This is a genomic window from Scytonema hankhaensis NUACC26, from assembly GCF_045865695.1.
Classification (GTDB): Bacteria; Cyanobacteriota; Cyanobacteriia; order Cyanobacteriales; family Nostocaceae; genus Scytonema.
In genome coordinates this window covers 67,469-86,537 of the sequence record NZ_BAACAP010000235.1, presented here as the reverse complement: position 1 = coordinate 86,537, position 19,069 = coordinate 67,469, and the positions used below count along the sequence as shown (strand labels likewise).

Here is a 19,069-nt window from a genome sequence, read left to right as displayed (position 1 = left end):
CTGTCGCCTCTGAAGAAGACCATCAACCCAACCATCTGATTATATATTAATTGTTACACATCCGACGCTGTAAATAATTGACTCATGCGCTTTAATATTCTCAAGACAGTGTATAAGTCATCACCGCGTCTGATTGTAAATTCATCGGATAAAGCATAAACTGGTTGTTCTTGCTGAATCAATTTGATAAAAATAAAATTACCACCGTTTGTGACTAAACCAAGTAAATTTCGATCGGGTCTTAAATTAGCTAGCATATAGGATAATGCTTGCGGGATACCTATTTCTAATGAAAATCCTGCTTGTTTAGATTCAATAACGAGAACCCATAGTTGGTCTTGTAATACTAATACATCGATTTTTCCTCGAATGGTTACTTCTCCATCTTCAGCAGTAATTTCAACTGATTCTTCGCTATCAGTATAAAAAGCTTCTAAGTAAAAGCCTGCATAACTTAATAATGGTGATAATACTGCCAACTTGACCATATTTTCAAGCATGGGACGTTTAACCAAGTTTAAATAACTTGCTTTTACTCTGTCTAATTCCTGTTTTTCGTAGTCTGTAAGTTCTGGTAAATCCTGTTGCCATTCATTAAACCACTCTGGAGAATCTACGAACTTCAAATTAAACTTCTTCTCTAAATCGTATAATTTTACTTTTTCAGCTTGAATTACTGTTACCATCTTCACACCTCATAATTCTAGCAAAATTCTAAAATGTTGTGAGCGACGCTTTGCGGTTGTTCTACATGAGGAACGTGACCGCAATCTTTAATCCAAATCAGTTTGCTGTTGGGAATTGCTAGCTTAAACCTTTTAGCATCTCTAGTTCCTAAAATTTTGTCAGAATCTCCCCATAAAATGAGAGTGGGTTGTGCGATTTGTGATAAGGTCTTGAATCTAAATGCACTGTATCCACCACTTTTAGTAAAAGCAATCAAAGCTTTGTTCCAATCAGAACATTCAAGGTGAAGTGATGCACAGAGTCGGGAATCTAATGTTGCTAACTTTTTATTTTTATATGCAGTACGAGTTATACTTTGTCTGACTTTTGGATTGCGTAAAAACTCTGTTGCTAAATAGTCGAATGGTGGAAACATAAATTTCCCGATTGGCGGACTCCCTACCAAACCCGTACTATCAATTAACACGAGCTTGCGAACGACTTCTGGATAACTTAGAGTGAAATCAATGGCTGCTGCTCCCCCCATAGAAGCACCTACTAAAATCACAGGTTGGTTAATGAGGGTTTTCCAGAAATGATAGAGATGGGTTTTGATAGCACTAGGACTAAATTTGATTTCCGCTGGTCTGTCTGTAAACCCGAATCCTAACAAGTCCACCGCCCATGTCTCATTTTGCACCGCTAGTGGAGGTATGAGACGGCGAAATTCAAATACGGAACCGTCAAAGCCATGAATTAATAGCAAAGGTATCCCCCCACTCCCTTGTTGTACGTAGGTAGTGGTTATTGGTTGTGTGGTTAAAGGAGTTGCGATCGCAGTCTGCTGAATACTTTGAGCCAAAGCAATTGACGCGGGTTCTGTCAGTTGACTAACTGTTATAGGTAGAAAACTTGGAAACATAATGGTCACTGGTCACTGGTCACTGGTCACTGGTCACTGGTCACTGTCACGATTGACTAATGTTGCGCTAGCTTGGTCAACAGGCATCAAGATAACTTCATTAATATTGACATGGGCTGGTCGAGTCACGCAAAAAAGTATGACATCAGCTACATCATCTGGAGTTAGGGGAGTGACTCCCTGGTAAACTTTCTTAGCACGTTCGGTGTCGCCGTGAAATCGCACTTCGCTAAATTCTGTTTCTACCATTCCGGGATCGACGGAAGTGACACGGATGGATGTACCTAACAAATCTTGTTTTAAACCTTCAGTTATTACTTTAACAGCAGCTTTAGTTCCGCAGTAGACATTTCCCTTGGGATAAGTTTGATGTCCGGCGATGGAACCAATGTTGACTACATGACCGCGATCGCGACTTACCATTCCGGGAAGAACAAAACGGGTTAAGTATAGCAGCCCTTTAATATTGGTATCAATCATTTCCTCCCAATCTTGAATGCTGGCTTCATGGAATTTATCTAGACCACGGCTCAAACCAGCATTATTAACTAGTATATCGATATCAGACCAGGCTGGAGGTAATTGAGAAATAGCTGATTCTACTGCTGTAATATCTCGTACATCTAATTGTAATGAATGTATTTCATTAGAAAAGTTTTTGTTGAGTTCTTCGACTAATTGCTCCAAGCGATCGAACCTTCGTGCAGCTAAAATAAGTTTTGCACCTGCGCCTGCAAATAATTTGGCGCAAGCAGCTCCTATACCACTACTTGCACCAGTAATTAAGACGATTTGATTTTTAAGAGAAAGCATGATGAATGATGAATTATGAATGATGAATTATGAATAAATTATTTCATCATTCATAATTCATCATTCATAATTTACCTATTTACGACTTGAAGCCGTTGAGTAATCATTGTCGTTCCTTCTCCCCGCATAACAACAGCAGAAATCCATTGGCTACCGGGAACTGTTGGTGCGCGTCCAATTTTAAAAATTCCCCCGGAAGATAGTAATTCTAGGTCTACTTGTGTAGGAGTTAGGTACTTGTCTGGCTTAATTGTTTCCTCTAACGCCGCTCCTAAAAGATAATCATCGCCCAAGGGTTCTTGAACGATCGCATCTAGGTTATACTGCTGACCAACTTTAACTTGTTGGGGTAGCTTTAACTCAACTCGAGGTGGTTTGGCTCCAGAGGTTAGCAAAGTGCGCTCAGATAAGATGTCCTGACGCACAATTTTGCCACTTGTAATGCGTTGGCGCGATCTAATTGTAGCGTTGAGAGCCATATTGTTACTGGTAGCAGAGGGAAGTCCAGTAATATTGGTTACTATTTCAGCAACGATCGCATTGCCTTCTGGTGTCCACGATTGCAGTTGAGTGGTATATTTCAATTTTGGGTATCGCTGCCAAAGACTTGTCAAAGCTTTTTCCATGCTTGGACGGGTTAAGCCATCGCTATGAGTGAAATTGGGGCTGTAGAACTGAACAACTCCTTTGACATCACCTCGGCTGGCTGCTGTATCCACTTGTGTCAGTAAGCTTTGGAGTTCGGCTGGTGCATTCTGGGCTGTACCTGCTTGAGCGCATTTCAAACTACTTAGTAAACTCAGTACTAGTAGGGAAACAGCTAGCAGGCGGCTGGGTTGGCGTTTGAGTAGTAAGGCGATCGGGTTAGGCATTGGTGATTGGTTCAACAATTTATCTACAGTAAGCAAGGAAATTGTTTAATCTTAAGTTAATCTAGGTGCTTTTGGGGTGAGAATGGTGAGATGGCACATACTCCTGTACGTTTATTAATAGCTGCTAGTGGCACTGGCGGACACTTGTTCCCCGCAATTGCCCTTGCCGAACACTTAAGCGATTATCAAATAGAATGGCTTGGCGTTCCGAATCGGTTAGAGACACAGCTAGTTCCCAAACAGTACCCCTTGAATACTATTTCAGTAGAAGGATTTCAGCAAGGTTTTGGGATTGCCTCAGTTAAGGTATTGGGAAAACTTATCGGTTCGGTTTTGCAAGTTAGGAAAATCTTAAAACAGGGTAACTTTCAGGGAGTTTTTACAACAGGCGGTTACATCGCCGGACCGGCTGCGATCGCCGCACGTTCTTTAGGTTTGCCTGTGATTTTTCACGAGTCCAATGCTTTACCTGGTAAAGTGACTCGCTTTTTTGGTCCTTGGTGTAGTGTAGTAGCTGTGGGGTTTGAAGTGGCGAGTCAGTACTTGTCTCGCGCCAAGACTGTTTACACGGGAACTCCAGTGCGATCGCAATTTTTGGATGAAACCACTGCTGCATCTTTGGATTTGTCAATTCCAGAAGGAGTTCCTTTAATTGTTGTTTTTGGTGGTAGTCAGGGTGCTGTCGCTATCAACAAACTAGTACGTCAGTCTGCCAATGCTTGGTTTGATGCTGGTGCTTGGGTTGTTCATTTAACTGGAGACAAAGATCCAGAAGCAGAAAGTTTGAAGCATCCACAGTATATTTGTTTACCATTTTATAGTAACATGGCTGCCTTATTGCAAAGAGCAAACTTGGCAATTACTCGCTCTGGTGCTGGAAGTTTGACAGAAATGGCAGTTTGCGGCACGGCAGCAATTTTGATTCCTTTTCCTTTTGCAGCAGAAGACCATCAAACTTATAATGCGAAAGTTTTTACCTCAGTTGGTGCAGCCATTATGTTTAAACAATCGGATTTGACGGCTGAGGATTTGCAGTCTAAAGTTTTGGAGTTGTTGCAGAATCCAGAAGAGTTGCAAAAGATGGCGGAAGCAGCAAAAGCGATCGCTGTTCCCGATAGTGCAGACAGATTGGCTCAGTTGGTTCGCGATGTTGTGGAGAAGAAGTGAAAAAAGCTGACATCAAAGACACTCGCGACTCATGACCAATTGTCCATTACTCAGTCGATACACTGATACTTTTAAGCTGAACATAATTGAACATTGCTGCTCAAGTCAGCTACAACCTCAGTAGCAGAAACAGTGCTAACGAGGGTGGTATCCCACAACGCCTTTAGGAAAATCCCAAAGGCTCTTAAAAGAAGTAGGGTTGTTTTGGAGATGCATGAAATGTGAATTGGCTAAGGATCGGCGCTCAGGAGTTAGTGTAAACTTAAAGACTTTCACTATTTAACTTCAGCACATAATTCTTAGTTATAGTTTTTACACTAGAATAATAATCCGATCGTCTGCAAACAGTATATACAGAGAACTGCTTTTCCCTTAGCACTTTTCAGCAATTTTTGCTGTCGCTTTTATTGTATTAAAGCATACAGCGATCGCACTTCCTTTACTCAACTTCTCCAATCTACAGCAAGAAGAGAGTAGTATTATAAAATTGAAGCTTTAGTCTTAAGTTAAATTTTTACCATGTCTCAGAAAAACTCTATCAATCCTTGGAAATATAAACCTTGGTGGTGTCAACCATGGTCTATTCTTCTGACAGGTGTTACTTTGATTGGTGGCAGTTGGGTGTTATTTAAAACTATTTGGCTCACTATTTGTGTCAGTATACCCATATTAGTATGGATGGGATTTTTCTTACTAGTTTGGCCTCAATTAATGATTCGTAGTGGGATGTTGGACTCACAGCAGGAGTAAGTTAGGTGGATTGCCTTAACTTGACGTCATCGGTGAGATACCCATCCCATAACACAATTAATAATTCAACAATTACCAATGATTTGGTCACTGTTCACTACTTACTGGTCTGTCACTGATGAGTGCGCTACGCAAAACCTAGGCAAACTTAAGGATTTACGCCCTTAAGGATAGGAGAACCGATAGCGCAGTGTTTTTTACGGATATGAGGGATCGCTAAGACCTGTACAGTATCACGCCCACAAGGAGCTTTTGTTTGCACGCCAGACGCTTCAACGGGGGGAACCCCCGCAACGCGCTGGCTCCGTAGCTTGCTGTACAAAACCCTGTTAGGGTTTACCTGTTTGATACCAAGAGAATACCATTTGTGACGATTAAAACCGCCGCAGATGTTAATCCGCCTAGCTACCTTCTTCCAAGCTCCCGACTTCAATTTGTCCTCTGGCGAACTAAAGTAAGAATCAAGGTGTTTGGGTAATCTTTCAGTTCGATTCTGTCCACGCCGCGCAATTACTAACGCCGCAGCGCACCCAGAGTTCAAACCGTATGCTGCCATATATTTCGTAACACCAATTACGCTAGTATAGGCAGCATCAACTTTAATTAATTCCACCCCAGATTTAATGCAACGAGATTCAATCATCTGGGTGAATTGGGAATAAGCCATATTTGAAAGCATCCGCGCATATTTCGCGCCTTTCTCCTTCATGGATGCTTTCTTTTGAGCAAAATCTAAATCTTCTATGGCTACAGGTACGTTGTACTTTAATGCGATGCTAACGGCTTCAGCTACAGCTTTCCCTATGATGTCTTTTGTTTGATTAGAACGCTTATCTTGGATGTTAATCTTGATAGTTCCGTGGCGTTTTAAGTTGCCGTGACGGTCAATCAAAGTCCAATCAATGCTGCCAGGATTCAAGTCAATTCCTACCGCACCATTCTCTAGAGATGTCTGGATTATTGGGTCTACAGTTTCAATCGTTGCGTTAACATAAAGCTTGCCATCTTTGTTAACTATTTCGTAGGTAACTGGCTGTTTGCTGCCATTCCTAGATGTTTCTTTCTTCTCTCCATTATTACCTTTGCGAGTAGAGGTGCGCCGGACTGGCTCTATAGCCGCTTCTAACCATTGTTGACCATAAGAGAACTCTAGATCAAAAAAGGTAACGGTATCACCATACTTCGCTCTTAAACTGGGAGTACAAGTGATTGTCAAAGTATGCAGCAATGGATTGTACCTCACAAGCTGATTCCCAGAGTGAAAGTTCTTTGACCCTATAAAGAATGAACGAGCAGAACGTTCAGAGCGCCAATCTTCCAGCCATTCCGACTTGTTTTGATAGCCATTTTCTTTTAGCCTGTACTGCTTTTCAAATAACTTGGACGAGCCAAAGGTTACCTTAAACTGTCCTGTTGCCTTTGACTTTTGAAGGCGGGAGATTTTAGCTTCCAGCTTGTTAATTTTCTGCCGTTTGAAATGAATCCTCTTTCTTAACTTTTTAGCAGTTGATTCTTGCCCAGATTTGACGGCTTTATCTAGCTGAAATTCCAGTTTCTTGATTGTTCTACGAACTTCTCTGATTCGGTCGGAGTTTTCATCAATGTACAGGTCTACTAGTTCAGACTGAGAACTGTAGGTAGCATCCGCTTTGTTGTAAGCATTCTTGGCTTCTGTATTGGATAAGCCAAATCGCTTTTCTAGCTCCTTGCAGATCAACTTTTCTATCTCGGATTCTGTAGTCTGCGTCTTGCCAATTCGATTCCGCAAAGCAAAAGCAGTGCGAATAGCTTGTCCAAATATAACTCCGTATTCTTCCAGATAATCTAACGCCTTTTGGTTTTGATTATTTTTGATTGCTGTTGTTTGAATAGTTATAACGGACAAGCTAATTCGCCTCCTTGCTTTCTTATGGCTATTGATATTATACAGCTATATTCTAGATGAATTCCGTAAGTTTCCGAGCGCACTCAAAGCAACGGTATGTGAAGCGTCCATACAATCATCTTCTGAGGTTTTTTAGGCTATGATGTTCTCAGTAAGATCCTGGTGTAAAATATTAAGGAAACACAAGTGACCGAATCTAGTAGTCATGCAATTAACCGCCTGATAGATGCGATCGCCGCCAGTCGTGAGGTGACAGACCGTCAACTGAGTGCTTTGGCAGCGACAGTCGAGCAAACGACTCAGAATATTGACCGCACGGAACGGAATATTGACCGCCTGGGTCAGAATGTCGATCGCGCTTTAGAAGGGATGCAGCAGACTACAGACCGAATTGAACGTCACGTCAACGATGCTGTGTTGGGGATGCGACAATCTGCTGACCGGATCGAGCTCCAGGTCGGATTAATGTCCGAGCATCTTACTGCGATCGATATCAAAATTGAGCGGTTAGGTGACAAAATTGATAAACTTGCTGACCGCATTAGCGAACTCACTAGCGCCGTGAATGGTCATTTAGAAGTAGCTAAGCAGCAAGCACTTAATATTGGCGAACTTACTAAACTTGTTGTGGCTCAAACAAACATGGTTGCTACGTTTATGAGTAGAAGTAATTGAGAATGCAGCAAGTTTGTGATTAGTTTTGATAAGTTAAGTTGGTTTGAATCCCCGACTTCTTGAAGAAGTTGGGAATCTTGCAGATGTCACAATTAATGACATGAACCACTAGTTAGCTGTATTTGTGAAGACCTATTTAAATATGATGTTAATAACTTGCTATAGTTATACGTGAAGCTAAGATATTGAAGTGTATTTAGATTTAGTTATCGCGGTATATCAGTGAATATAGCGAGTTAAAAAATACCTTTTCACAGACTCTTACTATAATTAGACATCTCCAGAAATAAATTAATGTATTACCCAAAAGTCTTGGTAGAGGCGCTCTTGCATTGCGCCCTTACATCTTTTTCACGCCTATGTCTGTTTGTCAACGGGAATTACTCTGAGAAAGCTTCAGCATTTTAGAGGAAAGGTTAATTATTTTCCGTAATTCTGCCATTAGCATTTATAGTGATGGCTTCTATACTTTAGAGAGTTTTAATGATCGTAACTAAATTTAACGTTATCAAACAGGATACAAGCCCGGACATGAATTTAACAGGTCTTTACAAGAATTGGGCTTCGATCTGGTGAGGGTGTATTTTGCTATCTAAAAAATTACATTAAGTAAAACCCACTTCCCCTACAACAATTATGGAAGATTACCTACAAATTTGGTTTATTTTGAGACGACGATGGTTGCCAGCTTCTATCGTCTTTTTGGCTGTGTTCCTGTTAAGTGTTATAAAAACGATGCAGGATACACCTATTTATCAAGCTAGCGGTCAACTTTTATTTAAAAAGAATACGACTTCTTCTTTGACGGGAGTTGGCAGTCAACTGGGACAGTTAGAAACTTCAGTACGCGGTAATCCTTTAGATAACGAGGCGGCAATTTTGCGTTCTCTGCCTTTAGCAGAAAGAACCATAGCCGCTTTAAAGCTATCTCAACATCCTCACACCTTGTTACAAGAATTGCAAGTGTCTAATGTAAAGGGAACTGATATTCTGGAGTTATCATATGTAAGTACAGATTCTAAAAAAGCTGCATCAATTGTCAATACCTTAATGAGGATTTATATAGACAATGACATAAATGCAAATCGTGCGGAAACACGCTCGGCTAGAGACTTTATTCAACAACAATTACCTATAAGAAAAGCAGCATTACAAGCGGCTGAAGAAACTTTGCAAAGATTTAAGCAGCGAAATAGAGTTTTAGATCTGAAAGCAGAAGCGACATCTAGCGTGAATATTCTTAGCGATCTAGATAAGCAAGTGGCTGCAACTCAATCTGATTTAGCGGCTCAAACTGCTCGTAAGGAATCAATTCAGAGTATGTTTGGCGTGAGTTCCCAAGAAGCAGTTATTGCAGGTTTTGTCGGTGAGTCTCCTACAACCATTTCAGTTCTCGGTCAGTTACAAGATGCTCAACAAAAGCTTGCGGTTGCAAGACTTCGGTTAACAGATGCTCATCCAACGGTGATTAACTTTAAGCAACAAGTCAATATTCTTAACAGAGAACTTAAGCGGCGAATAGAACAAAGTTTTATTGGTAAGGCAGGACGCTTTAACCAAATCAAAGACCCAGAAAAAATTGTGCAGTTGAGAAATTTAGGTTTGCAACAAGGATTACTTAGCACTTATGCTGGTGCAGAGGCAGAACGTTTGAGTTTGCAGGTCAGGCTTAAAGCTTTAGATAGAGTTATTGATTCATACAGACAACGAGCTAATACCTTACCTCAGCTAGAACTTCAACAGCGTCAGATCGAACGTGAAATAGCTGCTACTGAAGCAAGTTATAAAAATCTGTTGGATAGGTATCAGGAACTTCAAGTAGCTGAAAACCAACAGGTAGGTAATGCTCGGATTATTACACCTGCCTTAGTTCCGGGACAACCGATAAAGAACCGCCAATATATGAACTTGCTGCAAGGTTTAATGGGTGGAATTCTCTTAGGTGCTGCGGCGGCTTGGTTATTGGAGAAAATTGACGGTACTGTTAAAACGTCTAAATCAGCCAGAGACTTGTTAAGCTCTTATCCTGTACTAGCAATTATTCCTCCTTTTCCCCATCGCAATCTTATTCACGCTGTTCCAGAAGTGATTGTTAGAAATAACCCAGATTCTCCTGTCAGCGAAGCTTTTCAGATGCTGCAAACTAATCTGAGATTTTTCAATTCGGATAGACCCATCAAAGTTATAGTTGTTGCAAGTTCCGTACCTAAAGAAGGTAAGTCTACCGTTGCTGTTAATTTAGCTGTTGCCATGTCTCAGTTAGGGCGTAGAGTCTTGTTGATAGATGGAGATTTGCGTCATCCCAGCCAGCATAAAATTTGGGAAATTCCAAATGAACGTGGCTTAAGCAGCGTTCTTACTAGTGAGTCTTATTTGGAAGAGTCTGCGATTGAAGTTCAGCCCAATTTACAAGTGCTGACTGCAGGTGTTGCAACTCGCAATCCGGTTGCATTGCTCGATTCCAGCCAAATGGCTGTATTAGTAGCGCAGGTTGCACAGAATTATGACTTTGTGATTATCGATACTCCTCCATTAACTGTGGCAGCTGATGCGACTATTCTAGGTAAAATTTCTAATGGTATCTTATTTGTTGTTCGACCAGGAGTAGCAGATTCTGGCAATATTGAGTTATCTAAAGATCTGCTGGAAAAAGCTGGTCAACACGTTTTGGGTGTGGCGATTAATGCTGCTCAGAGTAAAACTGCTACTTACAGTGTGAGTGCTGCAAGAGTGTAATACCAATTCTTTGTGAAGCTGCAATATATTTACCCCCCGGCTAACGCCGTCCCCCCTTGGCAAGGGGGGACTACAGGGGGGTAGAATTTAGCGCATCTTCATAGAGAATTGGTATAAGTCAGCCCTATTTGATTTTTAAAATGCACTTAGGGTAGGCATAGCCCACAAAAAGTATCATGTGGTGGGCAATGCCCACCCAACATTACTAAACAAAACCGCAGGTTTTCAGTTGAATTAATCCAATAAAATATTTCAGAAATAGGATAATATTGTAGCAACAGTAGCATAATTGATAGAGTTATAAGGCTTTAAACATCTCAATGAAGTGAAAACTACTGTTGCTTTACATATCAAGCTGTTGATAATACCAGACATTAAAATCAAGAGTGTGTTTTCTCTAACTAAAGTATTATTCTTTGAGGAATATAAATCATATTTAGGCATACTTTAAAAGTTTTAGTTACATTCCATAGAGATAATAAATCAGGAATGAACATTAATAAATAACAAGCTTGCATTTGATTGGGTAGAGAATGATTTCCCTACCTGGGATAGACAGAGAATATGGAGATAAACCTATATAGTCTGTATATGATTCTTACTAAAGTTTTGCTTTTCACCAAGCTCTCATGCAGACAGGGTAGCTTCAAATTATGCATTAGTAAGAAGGTCTGCACTTTTATAAATTAACTTTTCAGGAGGTTATTTGTGCGGATTGCTCAGGTTGCTCCATTATGGGAGAGAGTACCGCCCCCAGCTTATGGTGGCGTAGAGTTAGTAGTGGGGTTACTGACTGATGAATTAGTCCGTCGCGGACATGAAGTAACCCTTTTTGCATCGGGAGACTCTATCAGTCTGGCAAAGCTTGTATCAGTTCATCCCCAAGCCCTTAGACTTGATAAGAGCGTGAAGGAGTATAACGTCTATGAGACGTTACAACTCAGTCGCGTATATGAAATGGCTGAAGAGTTTGATGTTATTCATTCTCATATGGGTTTTCCTGTCATACCCTATGCAAATCTGGTAAAAACACCTACCGTTCATACATTGCACGGGATTTTTACTCCTGATAATGAAAAGATGTATAGGTATGGGAGAAAGCAACCATACGTTAGTATCTCTGATGCACAAAGGGAACCAAGGCTGGGATTGAACTATGCTGCAACGGTTTACAACGGCATTGATGTTAGCAGCTATAAGTTCTATCCTCAACCTGATGAAGAGCCGTATTTAGCCTTCTTGGGTCGCATATCTCCTGAAAAGGGACCGCATCATGCAATAGAGATTGCCAAGAGAACGGGTTGGCGCTTGAAGATGGCAGGTAAGGTAGATGTTGTTGATGTAAAGTATTACGAAAACGAAATTAAACCTCTCATCGATGGCAAACAAATTCAATATCTGGGTGAAGCGAACCACCAACAAAAGAATATTTTGATGGGTGGTGCAGTAGCAACTTTGTTCCCCATCACTTGGAGAGAACCTTTTGGGTTAGTGATGATTGAGTCTATGGCATCTGGTACTCCAGTGATTGCTATGAAGCTGGGATCTACCAAAGAGGTTATTGCTCACGGAAAGACAGGATTCCTGTGCGATACTGTTGACCAGTGTGTAGAGGCTGTTGATAAAGTTGCTGAGTTAGACCGTACAGGTTGTCGTGAATATGTGTTCAACCGTTTTAGTTATCAAGCAATGACTGATGGTTACGAAGCAGTGTATCGTCAACTCATAGCCGATCGCTTTGTTCGAGGTGTAGAGCAATTCCGCAAGTCGGTGATTGCAAGCAACGGTCGGGTTTAGGAGAATAAGGAAACAAAGGGAAATTATAAAAATCCCTTTTCCCTAACCCCCTAATATCGATTACCTAAATGTTTGCTACACGCGATCTCCCAACTCCCCTGATTAAGGAGGGTTGGGAGATCGCATTTGTTGTTAGCTTGCTGAAACTGCGTCGTCACCGCCACTAATAAAAATTTCTTTTCTTACATCTTGTGCCAACTGCCCTCTCAGGCTAAAGCCTGTGGCTACACACACTAAGTCCGCCTGCGCGGACTACGAATTGCTATTTCCTGCGTACCTTTGCTCTGGGTTCTGGTGCAACTCTAGTTTCTTTAAGTATTCTTTAAATGGGATAGGAATAACTTTCCCCTTTTAGGGCACAAGATGTAAATCCCCTTCGCTATCCCGTTGTCCCTTTATCCCCCTTTTCTTCACAGGTTGAGCTGGATTTCCTACATATATCGTCATCGGTTCTAGGGAATGTCCGGTGACTCCGCCCAGTGTTAGCACGGCTCCTCGTCCTATGGTGACTCCTGGACCGATAACCGCTTTGGCTGCAATCCAGCTACTTTCTTCTATATAAATGGCTGCAGGAATCAACTGAAAATCAGGGTGGTTCCAGTCATGATTTCCCGTGCAAAGATAAACATTTTGAGACAAACAAACATGACTTTCGATAATAATAGGAGCGAGATTGTCTAGCCAAGCGTCTTCACCAATCCAAACATAGTCACCAACTGTCAACCGCCAAGGAAACTTTACCCGAACTCCGGGTTTGATGCGGACTCTTTGACCGATTGTTGCACCAAATAAGCGGAGAGTCCATACTTTTAAAGATGACATCGGAAGCCAATGGCTTTGTACCACAGGTGCTCCAAGAAAGAACCACAGCATTTGTTTCCAAAAGGGAGCACCACAAGTGTAAGTACCTAAGGTGTAATTATTTAGATGCATATGATGAGCGAGCAAGACGAGGATTTAGACTAGCTCCAGTACGACCTGTAACAATCCAAAGGAGCGATCGCGCACTGTCACGAAGGATATGGGGAAGTGATTCTTTGGGTTCTTTAGATAGAACGGATATGGGGGTGAAGGTAATGCCTTGACTGCCAAGGACGAAGGTAGCTATGACTTTTGCCCTTGGCATATGGAAGTCAGAGGTAATTAAATAAAGATGCTGAATTTGTCGTTGTTTGAAGTCAGATACGAGGCTGGTGAAGTTAGTAACGGTGTCAACAGCCCGGTAGTCGAGATGAAGACGGTCATTTGGAATGCCCGCAGCTTGAAAGATTGGATAGGCTTTGTCTGGGCGCGTACCTGTAGAAATCCAAATATCTAAATTGGGAAAGTGTTGGGCAAATTGAGCAGTAAATTGTTCTCTATCTGAACCACCACCTAGAGTGAAAATTCCTTGTGGGAACGGAGCTTGGTAGGAGGCGATCGCCAGTCGTACAGGAATGATACTCAAGAGGATAAGGATTAGACCTAACATCGCAAAAATCCAATATTTTTTCATTTGGCGATGTAATTGTCTCACATAGAAATTCACTAATTTACTATACTCCTTCACTTAATCTATGACGTACAAAATCCAGAGCAGAGTTGGCGATCGCCAGAACATTGTCACGTTGCTTTTGCTCAAGTGTAATCGAATCAATCTGGTTAGTGACAGCATTATAACTGTATAAACCATACCCATAATCTTGTAGAAGATCTACTACATTTTGCTTTTGATATCCAAAATGATTTACGGTATCATTAATCTCCACAATCCAAACATAAGGACGTTGTTGCTTTAATAAAGAAGTCGCACCTTTGAAGGCTAACATTTCAGCCCCTTCAATATCGATTTTAGCTAAGGTGAGACTAGTTAGACACTCTTCTCTCAGTAAATTATCAAGCGTATCGGTTTGAATTGTAATTGTGTTATTTGTTGCTGTTGAGGTAATAAATGGCATTGAATCCCCTTCAGCAAGATTGAAGGCAGTACTTCCAGCAGAGTTAGAGATAGCTATAGAGTGGGGTTTAACCTGCTTAAATTGGTTAATTTGGATATTTTCTCTTAAGCGTGCATAGTTTTTAGGTAGTGCTTCAAAGCTATAAATTAACCCAGATTTAATTTTAGATGCTGCTAGAAGAGTGTACACACCAACGTTAGCACCAACGTCAAGAAAAGAATCTTCATCTCTTAGATATCTCAGTAAAAAGTTCATTTCATCGTAGTCATAAAGACCGCAATAAAGAACGGCACCAGCAGAGTAACTGTCAGGATAACAACGAATTTTTACTTGAGGAATGATTTGAATATCAATAAATTTATGAAATAATCTTTTATAGAACTGCCAACCGATGAATCTAAAAAGTGATTGAAATTTTTGCTGTTGACAATTAGGATGTGACCAAATATATTGAATTGTTTGCTGAGCAAATAAATTTTGCATAAAATTAAGTAAATTTTAAATATTTTGCTTTTGTCGTTTTTCCAATTCCATTAAGCGAATAGACAGTAAAATTTCTGCCAAAACTCTCTGAAATGCATAGTACCAACCATGCCATCCATCAAGAATACCTCTTTTCAGGAAGAGACAATAGAATAGGACGATCAAGGGTGCTAGGATTTTTTGCTTGCGAATGCGATCGCCCAAGTTGAGTTCAGAAGCAGGAGTCTCTGTTAGCTTTTGAGCTTCAATCACCATATAACGGTCTTGCGCCCACAACCAGCGACTAAGGGGTTTGCGATCGTCGTGGTAAATGTAGGAAGAAAGATAACTAGACTGACCTTCAACCTGTAACAGTTGAGTATGTCCATCATCGATATATTTGGCTTTGTTTTTTTTAAAAAGGATTTGGCGGGGTGGTAATAAAGCGCTATGCAGTGGTTTACCAAACACACAGTATTTAAACCGAACAAAGTAGCCATCTATAGAGGAGTGTATAGGTATGGATTGAATTTCTCTCAAGAGTTCATCTGTAACGATGTAGTCTGCATCCAGAGAAAGCACCCATTCGGTTGTAACTTGTTCTAGACCATAATTCCATTGTGTTGCGTGGGTGTCAAATTTACGCTTCAAGACCTGAATTTGTGGATAGGAGTTTAAAATTTCCAGAGTTCCATCGGTACTGTAACTGTCAATAACAATAATCTTCTTTGCCCAAGAAAGACCCTTTAGCGTGCGCTCAATGTTTGGAGCTTCATTAAATGTAAGTATCAGTAGAGTTATATTGTCTACCATAACGTGGTAAAATTCAGATGGAATTGTTTGTTTTCTACTAAAACTTTGTCAAAACATTGCAAATAATCTTCTGCTATTTTTACATAGCTATACTTTCTAGAATTTTTGATAGCTTCTTGCCTAATTTTCAAATTACCTTCCCAGTTTAAAAGCACTGATGCTAGAGTTTTTGCAAGATTTGTGGCAGCGTCAGGACTGCGATGGTTGAAGAAGAAACCTGTTTGCTCATCATCAATGAAATCTCGAAAACAATCTAAATTAGAAACAACAGGAATGAGACCTGATGCCATTGCTTCTAGGGGGGCAACTCCAAAAGACTCTCCTTTTTCTGCTAGGGAAGGATAGCAAAACAGATCTGCTTCACGGTAAGCTTCAGCTAGCTTATTTACGTCAAAAATAGGAGCTAAAAATTCAATATTAAGCCCTACTGCTTTGGCATAGAGAGTCTGTAAATACTGCTCACCACCACCACCTTGATTCTCTTGCCAGGGTCCAATAATTCTCAGCTTTATCGTAGCGTTTTGCTGCGACAAAATTGAGAAAGCATCTAACAAAAGATAAATTCCCTTTTCTGGATGAATTCTGCCTACATATAAAATAATTTTCTCTTGCCGTTGTGGAATCGGGTCAGCAACAGGAAAAAATACTCGGGTATCAATCGGGTTAGGAATCACTCGCATCCGGGGAATAGCAACAGGATATTCATGAGCAATGGCTTTTTCAATAGCCCGAGATGCAACTGCAAAGAAGGCAGTTCCTCTGTATAGCCAATACTGTCTCTTGGGAAACCGATTTGCATTGATAACAACTTTTCCAACTTTTGGACGTAAGGCTGCAAATACAGGTAGCCAAAAGTCATTGATGACTAAAATATCTGCGGATGGCAAGGTGGGAAAAGTCAACAGTCCGTAGAAGAAGTCTTTAAGTAAATCCAGGCTAATATTGGTGCTTTGAGAAAAACCTCCTTTGCGGATGTACTGAACACCATTTATAACCTCTGTTTGGGGTTGCCCTTGATAAGATCGACAAAGAATTCTGACTTGATGACCTCTAGCCGCGAATTCTTCTGCCAAACCTTGCCAAAGTCTAGGAATTGCACCTCCCTGTACGGCAGGAACGGGTAGCCAGGGACCTGTTGCAATGGAAATAATCACAGTCCTACCTCAGTTTGCTTCGTAAAATTTAACGCAGTTTGGAGGCTGAGTACCACCGAGAATCCACTGATAGACAGTTGCCATCTGGTTGGCAATGGAGTTCCAAGAGTATTTGGTTTCCACTAAATTTCGTCCTTTTAAACCCATGGCTTGTCTTTGTTCAGATGACATCTTGATTGCTTCAGTCAAAGCAACTGTTAGTGCTTGTTGGTTATCTTCAATCCACCAGCCGCACCCATAGCGATCCAAATCCTGCCATGGAGCTTTTTGAGTTGTAATAACAGGCACTCTGTAAGCTAAAGACTCTGCAATTGCAATTCCAAAATTCTCTGAATGGGTAGGTAAAACGAATAAATCAGCATTGTTCAGTACGGAAGCTTTGTGCTGTCCTGTTAACATTCCAGTAAAAGTGACTTGTCGTTTTAGTTCTAATTCTGCTGTTAGTAGTTCCAATTTTACTTGATAACTAATTAAGTCAGAACCAGCAATAATAAGGTGCCAATCAGGAAATTGGTTAGCTAGGAATTTCCAAGAATAAAGTAAATTATCTAAACCTTTCTTTGGATGAATTCTAGATAAAAATAGAAGCCATTTTTTTTCTGCAAGTTTAGGAAACTTCTGGATTAAAATATGACGGTTTGGCTGATTATTCAGATCGGGAAGGTGAACTCCATTGGGTATAATAGCAATGGGCTGACGAAAATTAAGCTTGCGGAGGGATTCTGCTTCTTCATGAGAAGTGGCATGGAAAGCAGTTGCGCTCTTCAAGTTCTGATTTTCATACAAAAACCAAGCAGGCAATTTTTTAAACCAACTGTTTCTTAATGACCAAGCTTCTAGCATACCTCTAGGAGAAATGAGTAGTGGTAAGCGATCGCTAACAGCTGCTTGACGAGCATAAAGATTAGGAAACATCCACAACCCATGGCTGTGAATTATGTCTAAATCTGTAGAAGCTAATTTCTGTAATGCAAGTTTGGCTTTAGGTTGAAACCCTCGCAAATTCCTTGTTAAGAATGTTGCAGGGTAGTTATGGAGGATAACATTTTTAGTGGGGACTTGTTTACCATGATTTTGGTAATCAAGAGTCAATAGATGAGAACAAATCTGTTGCTGTGATAGAGCTTGTGCTAGATTACTAACAGAGTAAGCTGGTCCGCCAACGTTTTCATTGATGCTAGCTACCACTTGGCAAACACGAATATACTGAATAACTTTATTCACAATGAATAATTATTAAAAATAAAATTAATTCTTAGATCGATTAAACTTCTTATTTACAAAGCTTGCTAGAGTTTGCGTGAATTGTTCAAACCCAAATACATCGATCGCTTTTTGCCGTAAGCCTTCGGGATCGTACATTAAAGTATTGGGGTAAGTACCTTGTAAAATTTGAATTATTGTCTGAGCAATTGCCTCGACATCATCAGGGTTAATTAATGAGCCTAGTTTACCGTGAAAAAGAGCATCCATTGCCCCATCTTGGTTACCTGCTAAAACAGGTTTACCACAAGCCAAGGCTTCTAAGTAGACGATGCCAAAACCTTCTCTTTTGCTGGGCATAGCAAAGACATCACACAGGTTGTAATAATCACATAACTGCTCGTCTGGTACAAACCCAGCCAAGGTAACGCAATCTTGCAAACTAAGTTGTTCGATTAACTGCTCAATTCTAGAGCGATCGCTTCCCTTACCGACGATAATATAGCGAATATCGGGAATGGTCTGACGAATTTTAGGCAAGGCTTTCAAAACTTGGTCATAACCCTTATATCGTTCAATATTTGCCAACCGTGCAACCGTAAGTATCACTGGTTGGTTTGGTTTAAGACCGTATTGTTTTAGTAAATAAACTGGTTTCTCTGAAGGTTTAAAGCGATTGGCATCAAATGTGTTAGGTAAGAGAGAGATTTTGTTAGGGTTCAGGTTTTGCTCTGCAAGCAAGCGATCGCGAGTGTAACTGCTGACTGCTAGAATCAGATCTGCATGATGTAGAGCAGTTTTTATGGCGGGGTTTTGAATATCCCAAGCTTCTATACCATGAGCGACTGTCCAATAGGGAATACCAGTTAGACGTTTGAGCCAGTATGCTGCAACGGTAAAATTTAAGTGAGTTGCAATTATCAGGTCTGGACGTTTCTGAAAACCTTGACTAATAATCTGAGCAGCAAATAGAAGAGTGCGAAGTTTTAATGACCACATTCCAGCAAAATGGAACTGAGTTTGAGGTAAATAAGGAATATCTACTTTAGTTTGGACATCGTGTTTAAGGAAAACATCATAACGACTTTGAGGGTAAAGGCTTTGCAAAGCTCGGAAGAAAAATTCAGTGTATACTTGTATACCACCTTTATATCCAAATATGTTTGGAAACCAAAGATGAAATAGTGTTGAATCAGGGGAATTTGGCATTGCTGAGA

The 19,069-nt window shown here is 40.6% G+C and carries 17 protein-coding genes; 5 read left to right on the top strand and 12 right to left on the bottom strand.

The features are described from left to right. Positions 1–53: 53 nt before the first annotated feature. The 4 genes from ACKTT2_RS37615 to ACKTT2_RS37600 all read right to left on the bottom strand — a co-directional run bounded on the left by ACKTT2_RS37615 (position 54) and on the right by ACKTT2_RS37600 (position 3,273). Entirely contained in the window at positions 54–686 is a 633-nt protein-coding gene (locus ACKTT2_RS37615) for a restriction endonuclease subunit R (RefSeq protein ID WP_407896077.1), read from the bottom strand. 17 nt (positions 687–703) lie between these two features. Next, positions 704–1,588, bottom strand: coding sequence for an alpha/beta fold hydrolase (locus tag ACKTT2_RS37610; protein WP_407896103.1), 885 nt, complete (start codon positions 1,586–1,588; stop codon positions 704–706). A gap of 33 nt (positions 1,589–1,621) precedes the next feature. Then, positions 1,622–2,401, bottom strand: a complete 780-nt coding sequence (locus tag ACKTT2_RS37605; RefSeq protein ID WP_407896076.1) for an SDR family oxidoreductase — start codon at positions 2,399–2,401, stop codon at positions 1,622–1,624. A gap of 71 nt (positions 2,402–2,472) precedes the next feature. Further along, positions 2,473–3,273 carry a nuclear transport factor 2 family protein gene (locus ACKTT2_RS37600; protein ID WP_407896075.1) on the bottom strand — a complete coding sequence of 267 codons (801 nt, stop codon included), beginning with the start codon at positions 3,271–3,273 and terminating at the stop codon, positions 2,473–2,475. A 90-nt stretch (positions 3,274–3,363) separates the two neighbouring features. On the opposite strand from ACKTT2_RS37600, the gene murG reads away from it, so the two are divergent. Together murG and ACKTT2_RS37590 are read left to right on the top strand one after the other, a co-directional pair. Further along, positions 3,364–4,440 (top strand): undecaprenyldiphospho-muramoylpentapeptide beta-N-acetylglucosaminyltransferase, encoded by a 1,077-nt coding sequence (murG, locus tag ACKTT2_RS37595; RefSeq protein ID WP_407896074.1) that lies wholly within the window; start codon positions 3,364–3,366, stop codon positions 4,438–4,440. Between the two features lie 519 nt (positions 4,441–4,959). Continuing rightward, positions 4,960–5,190, top strand: coding sequence for a DUF6737 family protein (locus tag ACKTT2_RS37590; protein ID WP_407896073.1), 231 nt, complete (start codon positions 4,960–4,962; stop codon positions 5,188–5,190). A 148-nt stretch (positions 5,191–5,338) separates the two neighbouring features. On the opposite strand, the gene ACKTT2_RS37585 is transcribed toward ACKTT2_RS37590, so the two are convergent. After that, positions 5,339–7,075, bottom strand: coding sequence for an IS200/IS605 family accessory protein TnpB-related protein (locus ACKTT2_RS37585; protein WP_407896072.1), 1,737 nt, complete (start codon positions 7,073–7,075; stop codon positions 5,339–5,341). Positions 7,076–7,261: 186 nt separating this feature from the next. Here ACKTT2_RS37585 and ACKTT2_RS37580 point away from each other — a divergent pair, with 186 nt between their 5' ends. From ACKTT2_RS37580 to ACKTT2_RS37570, 3 genes are all read left to right on the top strand, one after another. Further along, positions 7,262–7,750, top strand: coding sequence for a hypothetical protein (locus ACKTT2_RS37580; RefSeq protein ID WP_407896071.1), 489 nt, complete (start codon positions 7,262–7,264; stop codon positions 7,748–7,750). A gap of 636 nt (positions 7,751–8,386) precedes the next feature. Next, the gene (locus ACKTT2_RS37575; RefSeq protein WP_407896070.1) at positions 8,387–10,486 is read left to right on the top strand and encodes a GumC family protein; all 2,100 of its coding nucleotides are present in this window, start codon (positions 8,387–8,389) and stop codon (positions 10,484–10,486) included. Positions 10,487–11,194: 708 nt separating this feature from the next. Then, positions 11,195–12,283 (top strand): glycosyltransferase family 4 protein, encoded by a 1,089-nt coding sequence (locus ACKTT2_RS37570; RefSeq protein ID WP_407896069.1) that lies wholly within the window; start codon positions 11,195–11,197, stop codon positions 12,281–12,283. Positions 12,284–12,634: 351 nt separating this feature from the next. On the opposite strand, the gene ACKTT2_RS37565 is transcribed toward ACKTT2_RS37570, so the two are convergent. From ACKTT2_RS37565 to ACKTT2_RS37535, 7 genes are read right to left on the bottom strand one after another with little or no spacing between them, the layout of a single operon-like run. Further along, positions 12,635–13,216 carry a WcaF family extracellular polysaccharide biosynthesis acetyltransferase gene (locus tag ACKTT2_RS37565; RefSeq protein WP_407896068.1) on the bottom strand — a complete coding sequence of 194 codons (582 nt, stop codon included), beginning with the start codon at positions 13,214–13,216 and terminating at the stop codon, positions 12,635–12,637. After that, on the bottom strand, positions 13,203–13,799 hold the full coding sequence (locus tag ACKTT2_RS37560) for a YdcF family protein (RefSeq protein WP_407896067.1): 597 nt from the start codon (positions 13,797–13,799) through the stop codon (positions 13,203–13,205). The genes ACKTT2_RS37565 and ACKTT2_RS37560 overlap by 14 nt, the downstream gene beginning before the upstream one ends. 19 nt (positions 13,800–13,818) lie before the next feature. Next, complete coding sequence (locus ACKTT2_RS37555) at positions 13,819–14,703, bottom strand: FkbM family methyltransferase (RefSeq protein ID WP_407896066.1); 885 nt, start codon at positions 14,701–14,703, stop codon at positions 13,819–13,821. Between the two features lie 15 nt (positions 14,704–14,718). Next, a complete protein-coding gene (locus tag ACKTT2_RS37550) occupies positions 14,719–15,495 on the bottom strand; it encodes a glycosyltransferase family 2 protein (RefSeq protein WP_407896065.1) in 777 nt (258 codons plus the stop codon). Then, complete coding sequence (locus ACKTT2_RS37545) at positions 15,489–16,649, bottom strand: glycosyltransferase family 4 protein (RefSeq protein ID WP_407896064.1); 1,161 nt, start codon at positions 16,647–16,649, stop codon at positions 15,489–15,491. The genes ACKTT2_RS37550 and ACKTT2_RS37545 overlap by 7 nt, the downstream gene beginning before the upstream one ends. Before the next feature lie 9 nt (positions 16,650–16,658). Further along, positions 16,659–17,873, bottom strand: coding sequence for a glycosyltransferase (locus ACKTT2_RS37540; RefSeq protein ID WP_407896063.1), 1,215 nt, complete (start codon positions 17,871–17,873; stop codon positions 16,659–16,661). A gap of 24 nt (positions 17,874–17,897) precedes the next feature. Further along, complete coding sequence (locus ACKTT2_RS37535; protein WP_407896062.1) at positions 17,898–19,061, bottom strand: glycosyltransferase; 1,164 nt, start codon at positions 19,059–19,061, stop codon at positions 17,898–17,900. Positions 19,062–19,069 lie beyond the last annotated feature (8 nt).

Coding starts and splice junctions, on each gene's coding strand:
- ACKTT2_RS37615 (WP_407896077.1), bottom strand. CDS start 686: ATGGTAACAGTAATTCAAGCTGAAAAAGTAAAATTATACGATTTAGAG.
- ACKTT2_RS37610 (WP_407896103.1), bottom strand. CDS start 1,588: ATGTTTCCAAGTTTTCTACCTATAACAGTTAGTCAACTGACAGAACCC.
- ACKTT2_RS37605 (WP_407896076.1), bottom strand. CDS start 2,401: ATGCTTTCTCTTAAAAATCAAATCGTCTTAATTACTGGTGCAAGTAGT.
- ACKTT2_RS37600 (WP_407896075.1), bottom strand. CDS start 3,273: ATGCCTAACCCGATCGCCTTACTACTCAAACGCCAACCCAGCCGCCTG.
- murG (WP_407896074.1), top strand. CDS start 3,364: ATGGCACATACTCCTGTACGTTTATTAATAGCTGCTAGTGGCACTGGC.
- ACKTT2_RS37590 (WP_407896073.1), top strand. CDS start 4,960: ATGTCTCAGAAAAACTCTATCAATCCTTGGAAATATAAACCTTGGTGG.
- ACKTT2_RS37575 (WP_407896070.1), top strand. CDS start 8,387: ATGGAAGATTACCTACAAATTTGGTTTATTTTGAGACGACGATGGTTG.
- ACKTT2_RS37565 (WP_407896068.1), bottom strand. CDS start 13,216: ATGCATCTAAATAATTACACCTTAGGTACTTACACTTGTGGTGCTCCC.
- ACKTT2_RS37555 (WP_407896066.1), bottom strand. CDS start 14,703: ATGCAAAATTTATTTGCTCAGCAAACAATTCAATATATTTGGTCACAT.
- ACKTT2_RS37550 (WP_407896065.1), bottom strand. CDS start 15,495: ATGGTAGACAATATAACTCTACTGATACTTACATTTAATGAAGCTCCA.
- ACKTT2_RS37535 (WP_407896062.1), bottom strand. CDS start 19,061: ATGCCAAATTCCCCTGATTCAACACTATTTCATCTTTGGTTTCCAAAC.